General features: G+C 61.1%; 13 protein-coding genes and 3 tRNA genes. 14 read left to right on the top strand and 2 right to left on the bottom strand.

Annotated elements, in window-relative coordinates; translation table 11 throughout:
* The first annotated feature begins 84 nt into the window (after positions 1–84).
* The 11 genes from murD to Q7S96_04390 all read left to right on the top strand — a co-directional run bounded on the left by murD (position 85) and on the right by Q7S96_04390 (position 7,652).
* Positions 85–1,437 carry a UDP-N-acetylmuramoyl-L-alanine--D-glutamate ligase gene (gene murD, locus Q7S96_04440; protein ID MDO8463484.1) on the top strand — a complete coding sequence of 451 codons (1,353 nt, stop codon included), beginning with the start codon at positions 85–87 and terminating at the stop codon, positions 1,435–1,437.
* A gap of 9 nt (positions 1,438–1,446) precedes the next feature.
* Positions 1,447–2,688, top strand: coding sequence for a Mur ligase family protein (locus Q7S96_04435; protein MDO8463483.1), 1,242 nt, complete (start codon positions 1,447–1,449; stop codon positions 2,686–2,688).
* Complete coding sequence (locus Q7S96_04430; GenBank protein ID MDO8463482.1) at positions 2,657–3,274, top strand: PH domain-containing protein; 618 nt, start codon at positions 2,657–2,659, stop codon at positions 3,272–3,274. The genes Q7S96_04435 and Q7S96_04430 overlap by 32 nt, the downstream gene beginning before the upstream one ends.
* The gene (locus tag Q7S96_04425) at positions 3,271–3,660 is read left to right on the top strand and encodes a septum formation initiator family protein (protein MDO8463481.1); all 390 of its coding nucleotides are present in this window, start codon (positions 3,271–3,273) and stop codon (positions 3,658–3,660) included. The genes Q7S96_04430 and Q7S96_04425 overlap by 4 nt, the downstream gene beginning before the upstream one ends.
* Positions 3,661–3,695: 35 nt before the next feature.
* A tRNA-Gly gene (locus tag Q7S96_04420) sits at positions 3,696–3,766 on the top strand.
* A gap of 47 nt (positions 3,767–3,813) precedes the next feature.
* Positions 3,814–3,885: transfer RNA gene (locus tag Q7S96_04415), tRNA-Thr, on the top strand.
* A 461-nt stretch (positions 3,886–4,346) separates the two neighbouring features.
* Complete coding sequence (locus Q7S96_04410; protein ID MDO8463480.1) at positions 4,347–5,078, top strand: class I SAM-dependent methyltransferase; 732 nt, start codon at positions 4,347–4,349, stop codon at positions 5,076–5,078.
* On the top strand, positions 5,075–5,755 hold the full coding sequence (gene ftsE, locus Q7S96_04405; protein ID MDO8463479.1) for a cell division ATP-binding protein FtsE: 681 nt from the start codon (positions 5,075–5,077) through the stop codon (positions 5,753–5,755). Before Q7S96_04410 ends, ftsE begins: the two co-directional genes overlap by 4 nt.
* 23 nt (positions 5,756–5,778) lie before the next feature.
* Positions 5,779–6,693, top strand: a complete 915-nt coding sequence (locus Q7S96_04400) for a permease-like cell division protein FtsX (GenBank protein ID MDO8463478.1) — start codon at positions 5,779–5,781, stop codon at positions 6,691–6,693.
* Between the two features lie 92 nt (positions 6,694–6,785).
* A tRNA-Gln gene (locus Q7S96_04395) sits at positions 6,786–6,859 on the top strand.
* Positions 6,860–7,190: 331 nt separating this feature from the next.
* Entirely contained in the window at positions 7,191–7,652 is a 462-nt protein-coding gene (locus Q7S96_04390; protein ID MDO8463477.1) for a DUF5680 domain-containing protein, read from the top strand.
* Between the two features lie 278 nt (positions 7,653–7,930).
* On the opposite strand, the gene Q7S96_04385 is transcribed toward Q7S96_04390, so the two are convergent.
* Together Q7S96_04385 and Q7S96_04380 are read right to left on the bottom strand one after the other, a co-directional pair.
* Positions 7,931–9,403, bottom strand: a complete 1,473-nt coding sequence (locus Q7S96_04385; GenBank protein MDO8463476.1) for a hypothetical protein — start codon at positions 9,401–9,403, stop codon at positions 7,931–7,933.
* A gap of 417 nt (positions 9,404–9,820) precedes the next feature.
* The gene (locus Q7S96_04380) at positions 9,821–11,632 is read right to left on the bottom strand and encodes a hypothetical protein (GenBank protein MDO8463475.1); all 1,812 of its coding nucleotides are present in this window, start codon (positions 11,630–11,632) and stop codon (positions 9,821–9,823) included.
* A 230-nt stretch (positions 11,633–11,862) separates the two neighbouring features.
* Between Q7S96_04380 and Q7S96_04375 the strand changes: the two genes are divergently transcribed.
* From Q7S96_04375 to Q7S96_04365, 3 genes are all read left to right on the top strand, one after another.
* Positions 11,863–13,089, top strand: a complete 1,227-nt coding sequence (locus Q7S96_04375; GenBank protein MDO8463474.1) for a cytochrome c biogenesis protein CcdA — start codon at positions 11,863–11,865, stop codon at positions 13,087–13,089.
* Between the two features lie 11 nt (positions 13,090–13,100).
* Positions 13,101–13,445 carry a hypothetical protein gene (locus Q7S96_04370; GenBank protein MDO8463473.1) on the top strand — a complete coding sequence of 115 codons (345 nt, stop codon included), beginning with the start codon at positions 13,101–13,103 and terminating at the stop codon, positions 13,443–13,445.
* Positions 13,446–13,519: 74 nt separating this feature from the next.
* Complete coding sequence (locus tag Q7S96_04365) at positions 13,520–14,452, top strand: hypothetical protein (GenBank protein ID MDO8463472.1); 933 nt, start codon at positions 13,520–13,522, stop codon at positions 14,450–14,452.
* Positions 14,453–14,467: the final 15 nt, after the last annotated feature.

The following is a 14,467-nucleotide window of genomic DNA, read 5'->3' as shown; positions in this document are numbered from 1 at the left end:
GCATCTTTGGCGCTCCCGCGCCAGCTTCAGAGGGAGCATGCTGACGTGGTAGCACCACATATGCAATGGACACCAAAGAGTTTTATGGGAAAACGCGTCACCGTCATGGGCCTCGGGCTCCATGGCGGGGGGTTGGCCGTCACCGCGTGGTTCCTCACGCATGGCGCCATGGTGACGGTGACGGATCGTAAGACCGCTGGCGAGCTCGCGCCGAGCGTCCGTGCGCTCGCGCAGCTCCTCGTGCGACACCCCGCTTTCCGCGAGCGGTTGCACCTCGTGCTCGGCAAACACCGCATGCGGGATTTTACGCATGCGGACCTCGTCGTGCAGAACCCCGGTGTGCCGCGGGAGTCCCCGTACCTTGCGGCAGCAGCGCGGGCGGGCGTGGCAATCGAGAATGAGGCGTCGCTCTTCTTCCGGATCCTCAAGGGCGTGCCGTCACCGCCGCAGATTATGGCGGTGACGGGCACGCGTGGCAAATCTACCACGGCAGCTCTCCTCCATCAAATGGTCCTTGCCGATGGGCGGAAAGCGTACCTCGCGGGGAACATCCGCCGTCCCATGTTCGATCAGATTGCCGCGATCATGCGCGCCGCGCGACGACAGGAGGTCTTCGTTGTCCTCGAGCTCTCGAGTTGGCACTGCGAGCGGCTCTCGCGGCAGACGGGTGGTCCCGATGTCGCGATCGTGACGAACATCATGCGCGATCACCTCAATCGGTACGCGTCCATGCGATCGTACGCCGCGGCGAAGCGGAAGATCCTCTCGGGGTCGGGGATCGCGGTGCTCAACCGGCAATCACCACCGGTGCGGGCGATGGCGGGGAGAGCGACGAGGAAGGTGGTGTGGTTTGCAACCTCCCGAAAGGGCGTGGACAATCCGTCGCTTCGCGGTGCACACAATCGGGAGAACATTGCTGCCGCGGCTGCCGCAGCGCGAGTTGTTGGCGTCGCACCTGCGGCAATCGCGCGCGCGCTCCAAACATACGTCGGACTCCCGGGTCGTCTGGAGCCGGTGAGTCGCGCCTTTGGCATCACCTGGATCAACGACACCTGCGCGACGACACCAGACGCGACGATTGCCGGCCTCAAGGCACTCAACTCCGGTGGGGGAGGGGAGGTGGTGCTCATCGCCGGTGGGACGGATAAGAACCTCGTGTACGGCGCGTGGGCGCAGGTGGTCGCGTGCTCCGTGAAACAGATCATCTTCCTTCCAGGAACAGCGACGGAGAAGATGCTCGCGTCGCTCCAGGCGTTGCCCCACGTTGAGGTTCCGGTCACCATCGCGCGTTCGATGCGGGAAGCAGTACGGAAGGCGCGGCGGGCGGCGCGTCGAGGTGATACGGTGCTCTTGAGTCCAGGCGCGGCATCCTTCGGCTTGTTCGTGCACGAGTTTGATCGCGGTGAGCAATTCCTCCGTGCGGTGCGCAGGAAGTGACCTACGCGTATGCTCCACACCATGCGAGCATTGATTCCTAAGCCCCTCGTGCGCGCGTACCATTTTATACTCGCGTATGGTGCCATGCTCGCGTATGGCAACCCGAGCCGATCGCTCACGGTCATCGGTATCACCGGCACGCACGGGAAGTCGTCGGTCGTCATGTTGCTCGGTCAGGTGTTGGGCGATGCAGGAGTGCGAGTCGGTTGGTTCTCCACCGCGACGGTGAGAGACGGTGTTCGCACGTGGATGAACGCGCTCAAGATGACGATGCCCGGGCGGTTCGCGCTCCAGCGGTTCCTCCGAGCGTGCGCGCGCAACGGTTGCACGTACGTGATCATTGAGACCTCGTCGCAGGGGATTGCGCAGTACCGCCACCGCGGGATCGCCTATGATGTCGTCGCCCTCACGAACCTTGGCGAGGAGCACCTCGAGGCGCACGGCGGGTTTGCGTCCTACCGCGCCGCGAAGGCCGCGCTCTTCGCGCACGTCGCGCGCGGACGGAAGGCGCGCCGCATTGGCATTGTTCCCGCGTCGCTCGACCGCGCGGAGCAGTTCCTCGACCGTCGCTTCACGGCGACCGCGACCTTCAACCCGCGTGACGGTGCGGGGTATGCGCCCGCAATCTCCGCGTTCCCCGAGAACGTTGCGGTGGTGAAGGTCGTCTGCGCGGCACTCGGTATCGGCGCAGCGGACGTCGAGCGCGCGCTCGAACGGATCACCGCGCTCCCCGGGCGGTTGGAATCCATCGTTGCGGGCCAGCCGTTCGAGGTCATCGTGGACTACGCGCACACACCGCATGCGCTCGAGGTGGTATACGCGGCACTCCCGAAGCCGGTGGGGAAGACCATCCACATCCTCGGCGGCGTGGGCGGCGGCCGCGATGTTCGCAAGCGCGCGACAATGGGCGCGGTCGCGGCCGAGCACGCGAACGTCGTTTTGGTGACAAACGAGGACCCCTACGACGACGACCCCCGCGTGATCATCGCTGCGGTTTCGCGCGGCGCGCTCGACGGGATTGCGCGCACGGGAAGCGATACCGTGGTGGAGGAGATTCTCGACCGGCGTGAGGCGTTCACCCGAGCACTCACGCTCGCACAACCAGGGGATCGCATTCTCATCACCGGCAAGGGCTGCGAGCAGGCCATCGTCGGTCCGCGTGGAAAGAAGACCCCGTGGGACGACCGCGTGGTCATTCGGGAACTCCTTCAGAAGCACTATGCACCTCCCGCAACGACTGGCACTCCGTGACGGCGAGGTCGTTCGAGCGACCATCCGCCGTTCGAAACTCGTCCCTGCGCCCACCGCGCTCATCGGCGGGTCGCTCATTGTCCTTGCGTTCTTTCTCATCGTGCCGCTGCTCTCCTCGCGTCCATTTGGCCTGATTGGCTTTGTGCTCCTTCTCGCCACCGGCGTGGTGCTCTTTATCCGCGCGTGGTGGTTTTGGTACCGGACGGTGCTCATGGTGACGGATCTCCGCGTCATAGACCTCGATCAAGTCGGTGTCTTCCACCGCGTCATTGCGGAGGCGCGATTCGATCGGATAGACGACCTCGCGCTCGAAATCAAAGGCATTATTGCGACGATCTTCCGCCTGGGGACGATTCAGATCCAGACCGCTGGCGCGAGCGCACTCATTGAGCTCCGAAACCTACCGCACCCGGAGCACGTGCATGAGATGCTCAGTGCGCTGCAGCACGACGCGCAGCACCGTGCGACCGTGCCGCCACCAGGCGTCGCAGTGCTCGACCTCTCGGCGTACACGACGATTGAGCTCGTGCGGCTCCGCGAGCGGATTGACCTCGCGCTGCGAGCGCGCGAGGGTGGCGACGTATGAGGCGCACGAACGCACCACGTGACCGTACGCTACTCCGATCGCGGGCCGCGCTCCTCATCGGCATCGTCGTGGTGGGATTCGTGCTATCCGCCATCGTGAGCGAGTACCGTCGCAAGCGCGCGGTCGAGGAGGAGATCCGAATGATTGCCGATACGGTCTCCGCGCTCGAGCAGCAGCGCGTGCGGCTCACCGATCTCCTCGAGCAGTCCGAGACACCGGAGTTCATCGAGCGCGAGGCGCGTCTGCGCCTAGGCCTCCAGCAACCCGGCGAGGATGTCCTCATCGTCCCCTCGGGTACCGTGTTCGACGCGCCCGATGCGGCCGCACCACCCGCCGCGGAGGAGGGGTCCAACTTTACGCGGTGGTGGCACCACCTCTTCCATTGACGACGATGGAGGGACGGGGTACGATGGATGTCGATGCGGGTGTAGTTCAATGGCAGAATGCGAGCTTCCCAAGCTTGAGACGGGGGTTCGATTCCCCTCACCCGCTCGTGGTACCCTGTTGTTTTGTTCGGTCTCGAATACCTGACGCCCCTTGCCGATGTAGCTCAGTGGTAGAGCAATCGCTTCGTAAGCGATGGGTCGTGGGTTCAAATCCCACCATCGGCTGTGGGCGTCAGGCATTCGGGCTCTCGTTCGTCGGTTGGTAAGCGATGGGTTGTGGGGCGCATCGGCGCGTGCGGGTGGAAGGGCTCTGCCCGACCCGCGCGTGACGATGTGGCGGGGTCGCGCAGGGGCATCCCCTGCGGAAAACATCGCATCCCACCATCGGCTTAGGCGTAAGACATTGCTACGTCTCTCGCTCATTGCGTGGTAAGCGATGGGTCGTGGGTTCAAATCATCAGTGTGTCATTGCGAGGAGTCCGCGACGTGGCAATCCCGGTCATAGACTGTACACGGCTTTCACCATTGTGCTGGTATGACCGGGATTGTCACGTCGCTCGCGGACTTGCTCCTCGCAATGACACGATAATGGGGGGTGTATTGGGCACAACACCGCGCGTAGTACGCGCGGTGTTGTGCGTTCCACGCGCGGTATGGAACGACGTGTCATGCTAGCATGGAGATCTATGCCACTCCGAGAACAGCTCCTCCTCTCATGGGGGCGACGACACATCGGCGAGGTCATTCGTCGCCGCGCGCTCCATCGCGCGTTGCGCCACCTGCGTCCGCAGTGCATCCTCGATGCGGGGTGCGGGCGCGGGGATAACGCGCTCTGGTGTGCGCGCATGTTCGCGTGTCCTGTGGATGCGGTTGACATTGATGAGCGACTCGTCGCGCTCGCACAACGTCGGTTTACCGCTGTGCATCCGTTGATGCTCCGAGCGTACCGTGCGGATATCGAGCAGCTTGCAACGACACCCGTCGGGCCTCCCGACGCGCGATATGCTATCATCTACAGTGTGGATGTCTTTGAGCACCTCGCGCATCCGGAGGAGGCACTTCGCTCGCTCGCGGGGCTCCTCACGCCGCGCGGTGCGATCCTCATCCACGTTCCCCGCGTGCACCAGCGTCGGTTCTTTCGAAAGTTTGTGCACTACGACCAGCACGATCACGCGCGCGATGGCTTTGAGCCCGAGGAGCTCGTCACGCTCGCCACGTGTGCGGGTCTCCACGTCGCAGCAATGCGCCACACGTTCGGCCCACCGGGCGCACTCGCGTGGGAGCTCTTCCAGCTCGCGCAGGGCATCGGGAAGTGGTTCGCGCTCCTCACCTATCCCGTGCCCTGGCTCCTCGCACAGATAGACGGATCGTTCCGATGGAAGCGCGGGAACGGTATCCTCGTCACGCTCCGCGCATGATTCAATTCACCGGCATCACCAAGCAGTACCCTCCGGACACCAAGGCACTCGACGGTGTTGATTTTCATATTGCGCCCGGGGAGTTCGTGTCGATCGTCGGGCAGAGCGGCACGGGCAAGACGACGCTCGTGCGGCTCCTCATCGCCGAGGAGCGGCCGAGCAAGGGTTCGATTGTCATCGGCGGTTGGGACATCAGCGCGATCCCCCATGGCGACATCCCCGTGCTCCGGCGGCAGATTGGGACGGTGTTCCAGGACTTCAAGCTCCTGCGCCACAAGACCGTTTCCGAGAACGTCGCGTTCGCGCTCGAGGTCTGCGGTGCACCCACGAAGCGCATCCGCGATGTGGTGCCAAACGTGCTCGACATCGTCGGGCTCGATGGGAAGGGCGAGCGCTTCCCGTGGCAGCTCTCTGGCGGCGAGCAGCAGCGCGTCGCGGTCGCGCGCGCGCTCGTGCACGGTCCAAAGATCCTCGTCGCCGATGAGCCAACCGGCAACCTCGATTCCATCCACACGCGCGAGATCGCGGACCTCCTCGAGAAGATTAATAGCTTTGGCACGACCGTCCTCCTCGTCACGCACAACCGCGACGTCGTGAACATGCTCCGCCGTCGCGTCATCACGCTCGATAACGGCCGCATCGTCGCGGATAAGAAGCACGGCACCTACCGGTTATAGTTCCCCCATTGCACCGCACACCTGTGTTCATCTCCTTCCTCCGCCTCCTCAAGTACGCGCTCGTGGACTTCGCTCGGAACATCTGGTTGTCCATGACCACGGTCGTCATGCTCACGCTCACGCTCATCAGCGTGCAGGTGCTCCTCGGCATGAACGTCGCCGGTCGCATCGCCCTCGATGAGCTTGGCGCGCGCGTAGACCTCCGCATCCAGTTCCGTCCCACCGTCGCGGAGGACGAAGTGGACGCGATCCGCACGCAGCTCCTCGCACGCGAGGAGGTCCTCGGCATCACGCACATCTCGCGCGCGCAGGTGTTTGAGGAGTTCACTGCGACGCATCGCGGCAACGATGACATCCTGGAAGCAATCGCGGAACTCGGCGAGAATCCCTTTGGCCCCGAGCTCCGCATCCAAGCGCGCACACCGGAGGACTTCCCCATCCTCGCCGCGCTCCTCGATGATCCGCAGCTCTCGGAGCGTATCATCGAGACCGGAGCAGGGGACCGCGCGCTGCTCGTGGAACGCCTCAATGCGCTCACCGCGAAGCTCCGCTACGCGGGTCTCGCGATGAGCGGCCTCTCCTTCCTCGTCACGCTCCTCATCATCATCAACGCGATGCGCGTCATCACGTACGTCCGCCGCGATGAGGTGGGCATCATGAAGCTCGTCGGCGCGACCAACTGGTTCGTCCGTACGCCGTTCCTCATTATGGGCGTGCTCGCCGCCGCGATCGCCACGGTTATCACCCAGCTCCTCACGTTCCCCGCCCTCCAACTCGCAGAGCCCACCCTCCGCCAGTTCCTCGGCGCGCGCGGCATTGACATCGCCACCTTCTTCCACTACCATCTCTGGGAGATCGCCGCCGCCGAGTTCCTCGGCCTCGCCCTCCTCACCACCACCATCTCCGCCATCGCCATCCGCAGGTACCTTCGAGTATAAAGACATCTGCGCCCCCTTTGTCATTTCGAGAGAGTCCACGACCGAGAAATCTCATACGGTACAATGCATTGAGGCGGGTGATACTTCCTCATTGGGGGGTCGTCTAATGGTAGGACATGGGCCTTTGAAGCCCAGCATGAGGGTTCGATTCCTTCCCCCCCAGCCAAATCTTGCTCTAGCGAGGGACAGAGAATTGGTATGAAAATTATCAGCTCATTTTAGCCAAAATAACGTGTTTTTTACCAAACGTATACTGGACTTTACAAAAAGTGTAACCTGGTAGGAATAGATAAAGGGGTCAAGTCCATTTCTTTGACGATGGCGGCTTTAGGGAGCACGAGGTGATCGAATGAAAAATGGACTTGACCCCTTTCTTCGTGATGGCCCCTTTCTTCCCCATTAAAATCAGACCACGATTATCGTTATCACCCTGAAATTATCGAGGAGGCCAATAAGATAATTGGTAAATTTTTGGATAAGTATAATGGTAAATAACTATGGACATAAAAAATCTTGCAAAGTTTCTAAATGAGGCGAACAAGGCAACCTACGCCAACAAGACCGCTCCAAAAGTCGCGCCCTCTCGCTTGAGATCAGAAGATTATCATTTTGAAAAGGACGGCTTAATTTACCACGACACTTATTTTGGTGGGCGCGATTTTATCGGCGAGGAAATCGTATATGAAAATGAAAAGCCGGTATGGGGAGCAAATTATTTCGGCTTTGTCCTTGATGAAAAAGTAAGCGAGAAAGATGTATACGATTTTCTCCGACAAGCACTTATGCAAGAGTATGACGATGTAATACCAGTTCGAGGACCAGCAAAGTTTTCTGATGGCGAATGGACTTATCAATTTACGGCAAGGGGTGGGTTAGAAAACTTTGCTGGTCAGGAGGAAATTTTGTTGAATGAGAAAATTGTGTATCGTTGTTTGATACATGGAGGATTTATTAGATAGCCGCCGGATTTTTTCGCCGAAATGCCAGAAGTGCGGCTAAATAAAGGGGTCAATATGTAAATAAAGGGGTCTAATAAAGGGGTCAAGTCCATTTATTTAACGATGACGGCTATGGGAAGTATGAGGTGATCGAATGAAAAATGGACTTGACCCCTTTCTTTATGACCCCTTTCTTTAACAAAGAATTTGACACCATTTTCCAAACGATCTAAAAGTATCTGTACTAGGTCCAAAAGAAGAACCCCCTCCGAGAGTATCGGAGGGGGTTCGTGGTGCTATCAGGTACGCGGGGGTGCGCTGCTCGTGGTCGGGCTGGCGGATGTCGCATCTTCGCTCCACTCGCCACGGAGCCAGTCGAAGAGCTTCCCTGCATCGAAGGCACGCAGGAGTGCGTCCACATGGCTCTGGAGGAAGGTGCCGAGCTTGACCCTGGTCCTCCCATGCCAGGAGCGTTGGGAGTGGCAGTGGACTCCAGTGCTTCCGACGTGCCAGTACGGATCGTTCGTCTCATTGAACCCCGCGAGTTTTTCGCGGTTCTTGCGTAGGAACTCGATGGTGTCCCCGACGAGCTCATGGAGCAGCGGGAACACGCCGGAGTCCGAGAACCGTCCGAGGATGAAGAAGTGCGAACAGCCGTTCTGCATGCCGATGACGTATGGGTCAATGCCACGGAGCCAGTTCGGATCCTGCCACTCGCGTCCGGCCACGTCGTGGTACGGGGTCGCGATGACGAGGTGATCGAAGTGCTGTCGTGCTTCACGAATGAGGCGCGTGATCTGCAACGGGATCACGTCACCCTTGTACCGCGCGAGGGTCCGCAGCCGACGGTTGAAGAGCTGCACCGTGTCCGACCAGCGTTCGTTTTTCGGAAAGATGTCGCAGAGCGCGATCGTCGCAGCATGGACACGGGGGTCCGCGCTGTCCCACTCCGCATTCGCGGCACCTCCGGCTTGCTCATCCGTTGCGTGGAACCAGACCGGGCATGCCATGAAGAGGTCCGGCAGATACCGTGTCGGAATGCACGTATTCGGCCGGAGCAAGCGTTGCTCGGCCATGAACCCGAGTACGCGGCGCACGCCGCGGAATCGTCCCATCTCGCTTTCGACGTGCTGCGCCTGCTCTTCCATGCCAAGCTCGCGGAGACCCGCGGTTGCCTCCGCGACTTTCGTGTCGAATGCTTCCTCGTCCGCGTTGAGGACGTCGTAGCCAATCTCGAGACCTGCGAGATGTGGGTACGCGTGCTCCATGAACGCCCGGAGCGCCTGCGCGGTGCGCGGGTCGTTGGGGTCCATGGCATCGGTCTCATCTCGCGATGTTTCCGGGAGCGGGTCGTTCTGCACGACCTGCGCGACCGTCTCCTCCGGCACCTGCTTCATGCGGTGTCGCATCGGGTGCGGCGGGATCGGCATCGCGAGCGCGTGCTCGCCACGATACGCGTCACGCTGCGTGGCGAGTGCCATCACGACCGGATCGTTGTCCGGCATGACCTCAACCTCGGCCAGTTCCGTGGCGCAACGCGCGCGGAGGAACCCGTCGCCGCGACGGTGGTCCGCAACGACCTCAAATTGCAGCGTCACGCCGACTTGAAGGGGTGACCCGCAATCGTCCTGGTGGACGAAGATGTCGCCGGTCGTTTCGAGATCGTGGTCGCTTCCGTCATCCATGGACACCGAGTCCAATCCGATGAATCCAAACCCCTCCTCTTGCCGAACCGTCACGATTCGACCGAGGTACTCCTTTGCTTTCGACATTTGTAACACTCCAGACAGCAGCAGTCAGTCAGATTTCCTTTGGGAATGAGCATTATGCCCACCCGGGGACCCTGCGCGGGGCTGTACCTGCGCAGAGGGCCGGGGAGCACGGTATTCCCCATCATAGCAGGAAATATCGGTTGTGTCAAGGTAGTGTATTGGGGTAAGGGGTCAAGTCCAATGAAATACCCTTCGGCAGAGACCGCAGGGTATTTCATTTTTGCATGTTAGTGTCATTGCGAGGAGTCCCGAGGCAAGCTCGGGACTCCTCGCAATGACACTACTTCTGCGTTTTTTACACCCGCATCTTTAACCGAATTGCAAATCCGGAGCAGTGTTGCATGGGGAAGCTGAAACCGCCAAGAACAAGACCCGCACTTTTGTGCGGGTCTTGGGTTGTTCCTCGACGTTGTCTGCCTACGCTTTGGACATGTCCAGGATGGTCTGCGCGGCCTCGACGAGGGTCTTGCACGGCCTCAGGTTCGGATTCTGGCGCGTGCTCTTGGTGGAGAGCACGTAGGCCGAAACTGCACCGTAGCCCTCGATCAGGATGGTCGGTTTGCCGGCGGCAAGCGCGAGGAGTACTTCGCGAAGCGTGCCCTGTGCGCCGCCGAGGGTCAGGACGACGTTGCTGTCGGAGATCATCTGCCGACGCATGTCATCCTTCTCGCCCACGAACATGATGGGTGCTCCGCCGAACGAATCGTCCGTTCTGCCCTGCATGAAGCTGGGCTGGTAGAGACGAACTTCCGGTTGGGCGACCTTGTTGCTCGTGAGGGTCGCATTGAGGATTGCGCCAGGGTTGCCGTCCGGCGTTCCCGCAAAGAACGAGCAGTGGGGACCGAGGTTGTCGGCCACGAACTGCACCGCGCTCCGCGGAAGGTCTACCTGCTTCCCTGACCCGACCACGAGCACATTGTGGCGCGCGTGATGGGTTCCGTTCGGCAAGGCCACCGGCAACGACTCCTCGGGTAGGGCGGTGCAGTTGGCGACGAGCTTCTTCCACCGCTTGCTGGACGTGATTCTCTCGAGTTTTCGCTCGACCTGCTCACGCTTGCGACGTTTGGCTTCCTCGGTCCTGGCCTGCTTCTGCTGCTCCTTGTACTTGACTACCTCCTGTGCGTGTTCGGCCCGTTCCTCGATGACCTGCTGGTCGTGTCCCGCACGTCGGTTTTTTTGTCGTTCGGTCCACTTCTTGCGCTGCTCCTCGATCTGGTTGTCGGCATCCGCGGCGACATAGATGTAGCCGTCGGGGACGGCAAGCAGGCACTTGCGGATCGTCTTGGATGCTTCCGTGGGACGCTCCACGATCTTGGTATGGGTGCCGGGGGCATAGTCAATGCCCATGAGTTCCGGATTGTCCTCGAAGGTGTCGTCTGGGTCAACGCCCCAGTTGACGTTGCAGTGGCGGTCGAGGTTGTCGCCGTACTCGTTCGAGCCGACGATACTCCAGCTCGAGTGACCGAGCACGTTGCGCCACTTGTCCGCATCGAAGTACTGCACCAACACTCGGATCTGACGGCCGGAGTCCACCGTCGAATCCACGAAGAGGACGTGCTTGCCTCGGAGAACTCCCTGCTTGGCGAGCTCCCCGAGCTTGTCCTCGTCGAGCCGACCACCGCTCTGATCCACCTTGATGCTGTGCATCTCGGTGAGACCAAGAGCGCGTTGCAGGATGATGCAGGGAAGGCGACCACCGCGGTCTACAGACACGAGCACGGTCTGCTCGAGACCAACCTTGTGGGCGCGGCGGAGGTGCTTGACGACCGTCTGGTACAGGCCGAAGTACGGGATGGCGCGGGCGATGCGTTCCATTTCGCCGACGGACTCCAGTATGGCGATTGCCCGATCGTACTCGGCGCGGCTGATGCGCTTCTTGATCGTGTCTATCCCGTCGTGCGCGTCCATGATGGTGCGGTCACGCAGGAGGGGGATCTTGTAGTAGCCCTTTTTCCTGTTGTCTGCCTCATCAACGCCGCGCGTGTAGGCGAAGCGGAAGATCTCGTTGGCCGTATCCACGAGGCGCATACGCTCGACGTGGCCGAGGGTCTCGAAGCCCTCGATTTTGCTCTGCGTGAGCTTGAGGCGCGGGGTGAAGTTCTCTTCCTCGAACGTCGGCTCGACGTAGGGCGGCGGCCCGATGATTCCGTTCTGGTACGCCTGGAGAAGGCTCCACTGGATCTCCGGCATGGATACGACGAGACGTTGTGTGAGGACGACTTGCTGCATTAGTGACAGCGACATGAATCACCTCCTATGGGGTATGGGTTGGGGATTGTGGCTTGCAGCCAGTTGTGAAAAAACGTGCCACTGGATTATCCAGCGACGTACCACTACATCATATATTGATCTTGGAGTCAAGTCGCCGTATGAGCCCACTACAGATGCTTGACACGTATGAATCCTCGTGTTACGGTGCAGACGCACCTTTACAACTTGGAGTTAACAAGGAGGAAGAGATGGCTGAAATCTTCACGGACGCGTTCGCGACGCACTCCGTGCTGCTGTGGATCATCGCGTTCGTTTCCGGTATCGTTACGGTCGCAACGCCATGCGTGCTCCCGATGGTGCCGGTGACCCTCGGGTACGTCGGTGCCGGTGCAGGTGGTGCGCGTGGTGTAGCGGTGCGTCGCAGTGCTGCGTTCGTCGCGGGTATCGTTGCGACGTACTGCGTCTTCGGCTTCACTGCTGGAGCAACCGGCGGAATGGCTGGCGCGATCTATCAGTATACGGCGACTCACGTCGTCATGGGCGTGCTCTTCGTAGCACTCGCGTGCGCGATGTTTGGCATGTACGAGCTGCGGCTTCCGTTCGCGTTGCGCCAGCGCCTCGCGCGGGTGGGTGGCGCGAGTACGGCGGGCGCATGTGCGGTCGGTGCTGCAACGGGACTCCTTGCACTCCCATGCACCGGTCCGGTGCTCGCTGCAATCCTCGCCGTCGTTGGTACCGCAGGCAGTGCGACGCTCGGCGTCGGGCTCCTCGCCGTACACGCACTCGGGTTTGGCCTTCCATTCTTTTGCGTTGGCATCGGCGCTGGTCGTCTTCCGCGCAGCGGCCCGTGGATGGAGGCGGTGAAGTGGACGCTCGGTATCGTGCTCTGCATCGGCGCGTTCTGGTTTTTCCGCAACGCGATTCCCGCGCTCCGCACGGTGTTCCTCCCATCGCCATCGGTCGGCGCGCTCGTGCTGCTTCTGGGAACGGCACTTGCTGTCGGCATCACAGCGAGTGTGTCCCCACGTGCATACGAACGCCGCATGCGCGTTGCGCGTCTCGCAGCCGGGATGGTGGCAACCGTTGCAGCGTCGGTGCTCGTGAATACGCTCGCCACTCCCGCGGCGCAGGGTTGGTGTGCCGAAGATGCATCGGGCACGTGCCTCGCGAACGCGTGCAATGACTCCGATCTCGTCGTCATGGACTTCGGTGCCGAGTGGTGCGTCGCATGTCACGAGTTTGATGCAACGACGCTTGCACATCCTGCCGTCGCGGACGCGCTCGCCACACATGGCCGCATTCGACTCGATGTGGATGTGGTGCCCGCCATCGCGGATCGTTACGAACCGCGCGGACTGCCAACCGTTGTGTTCCTGGATCGTTCGTGCGGGCGCGAAGTCGGCCGCATCAACGGCAAGGTCAACGTCGCCCAGTTCCTGAACGCTCTTCGCACGGCGGAAGTGTCTGTGCGATAATGGGTGTGCCTATGCCGACACTCTACTGCTACGGATGTGTGCCCGTACACCTCACCGCGTTGCGGTCCATCGCACAGCGGATGCATCACGCGTTCGTGGATCTCCCGTCGCTCGATGCAATCCCGACCGAGATGGATGCACCTACGCGTTTCGCGGTGCCATTCAGCGCGATATTCGATCTCATCAAGTGCCTTGTCGAGCGGAAGGCGACCGGTGAGGTGAGTATCCTCGCGTTGCTTCCTCATGGATTCCGGCGTGACGTGCAGTCCGAGTCCGTGAACGGATACACCGTCGCGTACCTCTCGGAGGACCTCCTTGAAGACACGGAGCGCGCGTTTGCACGGCTCACCAGATGACCCCATGGCTTTCCATGGGGTTTTTTCGTACTCTTCCAGTATTGCACCTATGGTCTAACGGACCGCACAACACTATGCAAGAAGAACCAACAAAATCCCATGCGACCGAGCAGGCGCGCGTCACACCGGATGCACCGACAGAACAGCACCCGCGCACGATTTTTGAGCAAGCGCGTAGCGTCGAGCGTGCAGTGCCGTGGGAAGATACACCGGAGGTGCGTCTGCGCGATGCATTGGACATCCTTGCCCCCGAGATACCGCAGGAGCTTCGCGAACGCACGCGCGATGTCGCGCTCACTGGCGAGCACACCGACCTCGACGCGCTGAAGGATCTCGTGGGTGATGGCGCGTTGGCGCGGCGTATTGCAACGCTTGCAGAAAAGTCCGCTGATCGCAAAACCATCGGCGGCTCATTCGTGGATACGGTGCTCCGCGTATTTGAGGAACACGGATTTACGGAGAATAGCTTTGCCGTTGCTCGCGCACTTCGATGGCTCGGCGCGCAAACGGGTCGCACGGATCTCCGCGTGGTCTATCCGGCATCCGGTGGAGATGCGAGTAGGATGCTCGACCACATTGATCGCGCGCCGGTTGCATCGGTGGATTGTGTGACGACCGGCGGGCCGCAGGGCGCGGATGTGAAGGCCCGGGCAAAGGGGCGTGAAGCACGACTCATCAAAAAAACACTCGATGTCGCAATTGCAGATGGCGACCTCGCCGCAGGGTCCGCCGATGCCATCCTCTTGGATACCACCGGCGTCTCGGTGACACACGAGCATGCATTTCGCGCCGTTGATCACCTACTTGCGCCGGGCGGCATCATCATCGCAACCGCCGTTGGCTACATGAGCGAACCGTCCACGGTGCGCCAAGTGCTCACCGGCCTCTCCGCAGATCGCTACCGCCTGGTTGGTCGTAGCGGCAGCGCGTACATTATCGAGCGCATCGTTCCGTCAACGGACCAAGGAAACGCGGCCGATGGAAACCCGAACGACCGTCACGAGTAGCGGCTGCCGACTCCG

It is taken from the genome of bacterium (assembly GCA_030647005.1).
Classification (GTDB): domain Bacteria; phylum Patescibacteriota; class Patescibacteriia; order JACPHY01; family JACPHY01; genus JAUSKG01.
This window is presented reverse-complemented; position numbering and strand designations above follow the sequence as displayed.

What these genes read in the sequence shown, in the direction of transcription:
- Q7S96_04425 (MDO8463481.1), top strand. Translation starts at nt 3,271, where the DNA reads ATGAGGCGCACGAACGCACCACGTGACCGTACGCTACTCCGATCGCGG.
- Q7S96_04435 (MDO8463483.1), top strand. Translation starts at nt 1,447, where the DNA reads ATGCTCCACACCATGCGAGCATTGATTCCTAAGCCCCTCGTGCGCGCG.
- Q7S96_04380 (MDO8463475.1), bottom strand. Translation starts at nt 11,632, where the DNA reads ATGCAGCAAGTCGTCCTCACACAACGTCTCGTCGTATCCATGCCGGAG.
- Q7S96_04410 (MDO8463480.1), top strand. Translation starts at nt 4,347, where the DNA reads ATGCCACTCCGAGAACAGCTCCTCCTCTCATGGGGGCGACGACACATC.
- Q7S96_04390 (MDO8463477.1), top strand. Translation starts at nt 7,191, where the DNA reads ATGGACATAAAAAATCTTGCAAAGTTTCTAAATGAGGCGAACAAGGCA.
- murD (MDO8463484.1), top strand. Translation starts at nt 85, where the DNA reads ATGGGAAAACGCGTCACCGTCATGGGCCTCGGGCTCCATGGCGGGGGG.
- Q7S96_04375 (MDO8463474.1), top strand. Translation starts at nt 11,863, where the DNA reads ATGGCTGAAATCTTCACGGACGCGTTCGCGACGCACTCCGTGCTGCTG.
- Q7S96_04370 (MDO8463473.1), top strand. Translation starts at nt 13,101, where the DNA reads ATGCCGACACTCTACTGCTACGGATGTGTGCCCGTACACCTCACCGCG.
- Q7S96_04430 (MDO8463482.1), top strand. Translation starts at nt 2,657, where the DNA reads ATGCACCTCCCGCAACGACTGGCACTCCGTGACGGCGAGGTCGTTCGA.
- Q7S96_04365 (MDO8463472.1), top strand. Translation starts at nt 13,520, where the DNA reads ATGCAAGAAGAACCAACAAAATCCCATGCGACCGAGCAGGCGCGCGTC.
- ftsE (MDO8463479.1), top strand. Translation starts at nt 5,075, where the DNA reads ATGATTCAATTCACCGGCATCACCAAGCAGTACCCTCCGGACACCAAG.
- Q7S96_04385 (MDO8463476.1), bottom strand. Translation starts at nt 9,403, where the DNA reads ATGTCGAAAGCAAAGGAGTACCTCGGTCGAATCGTGACGGTTCGGCAA.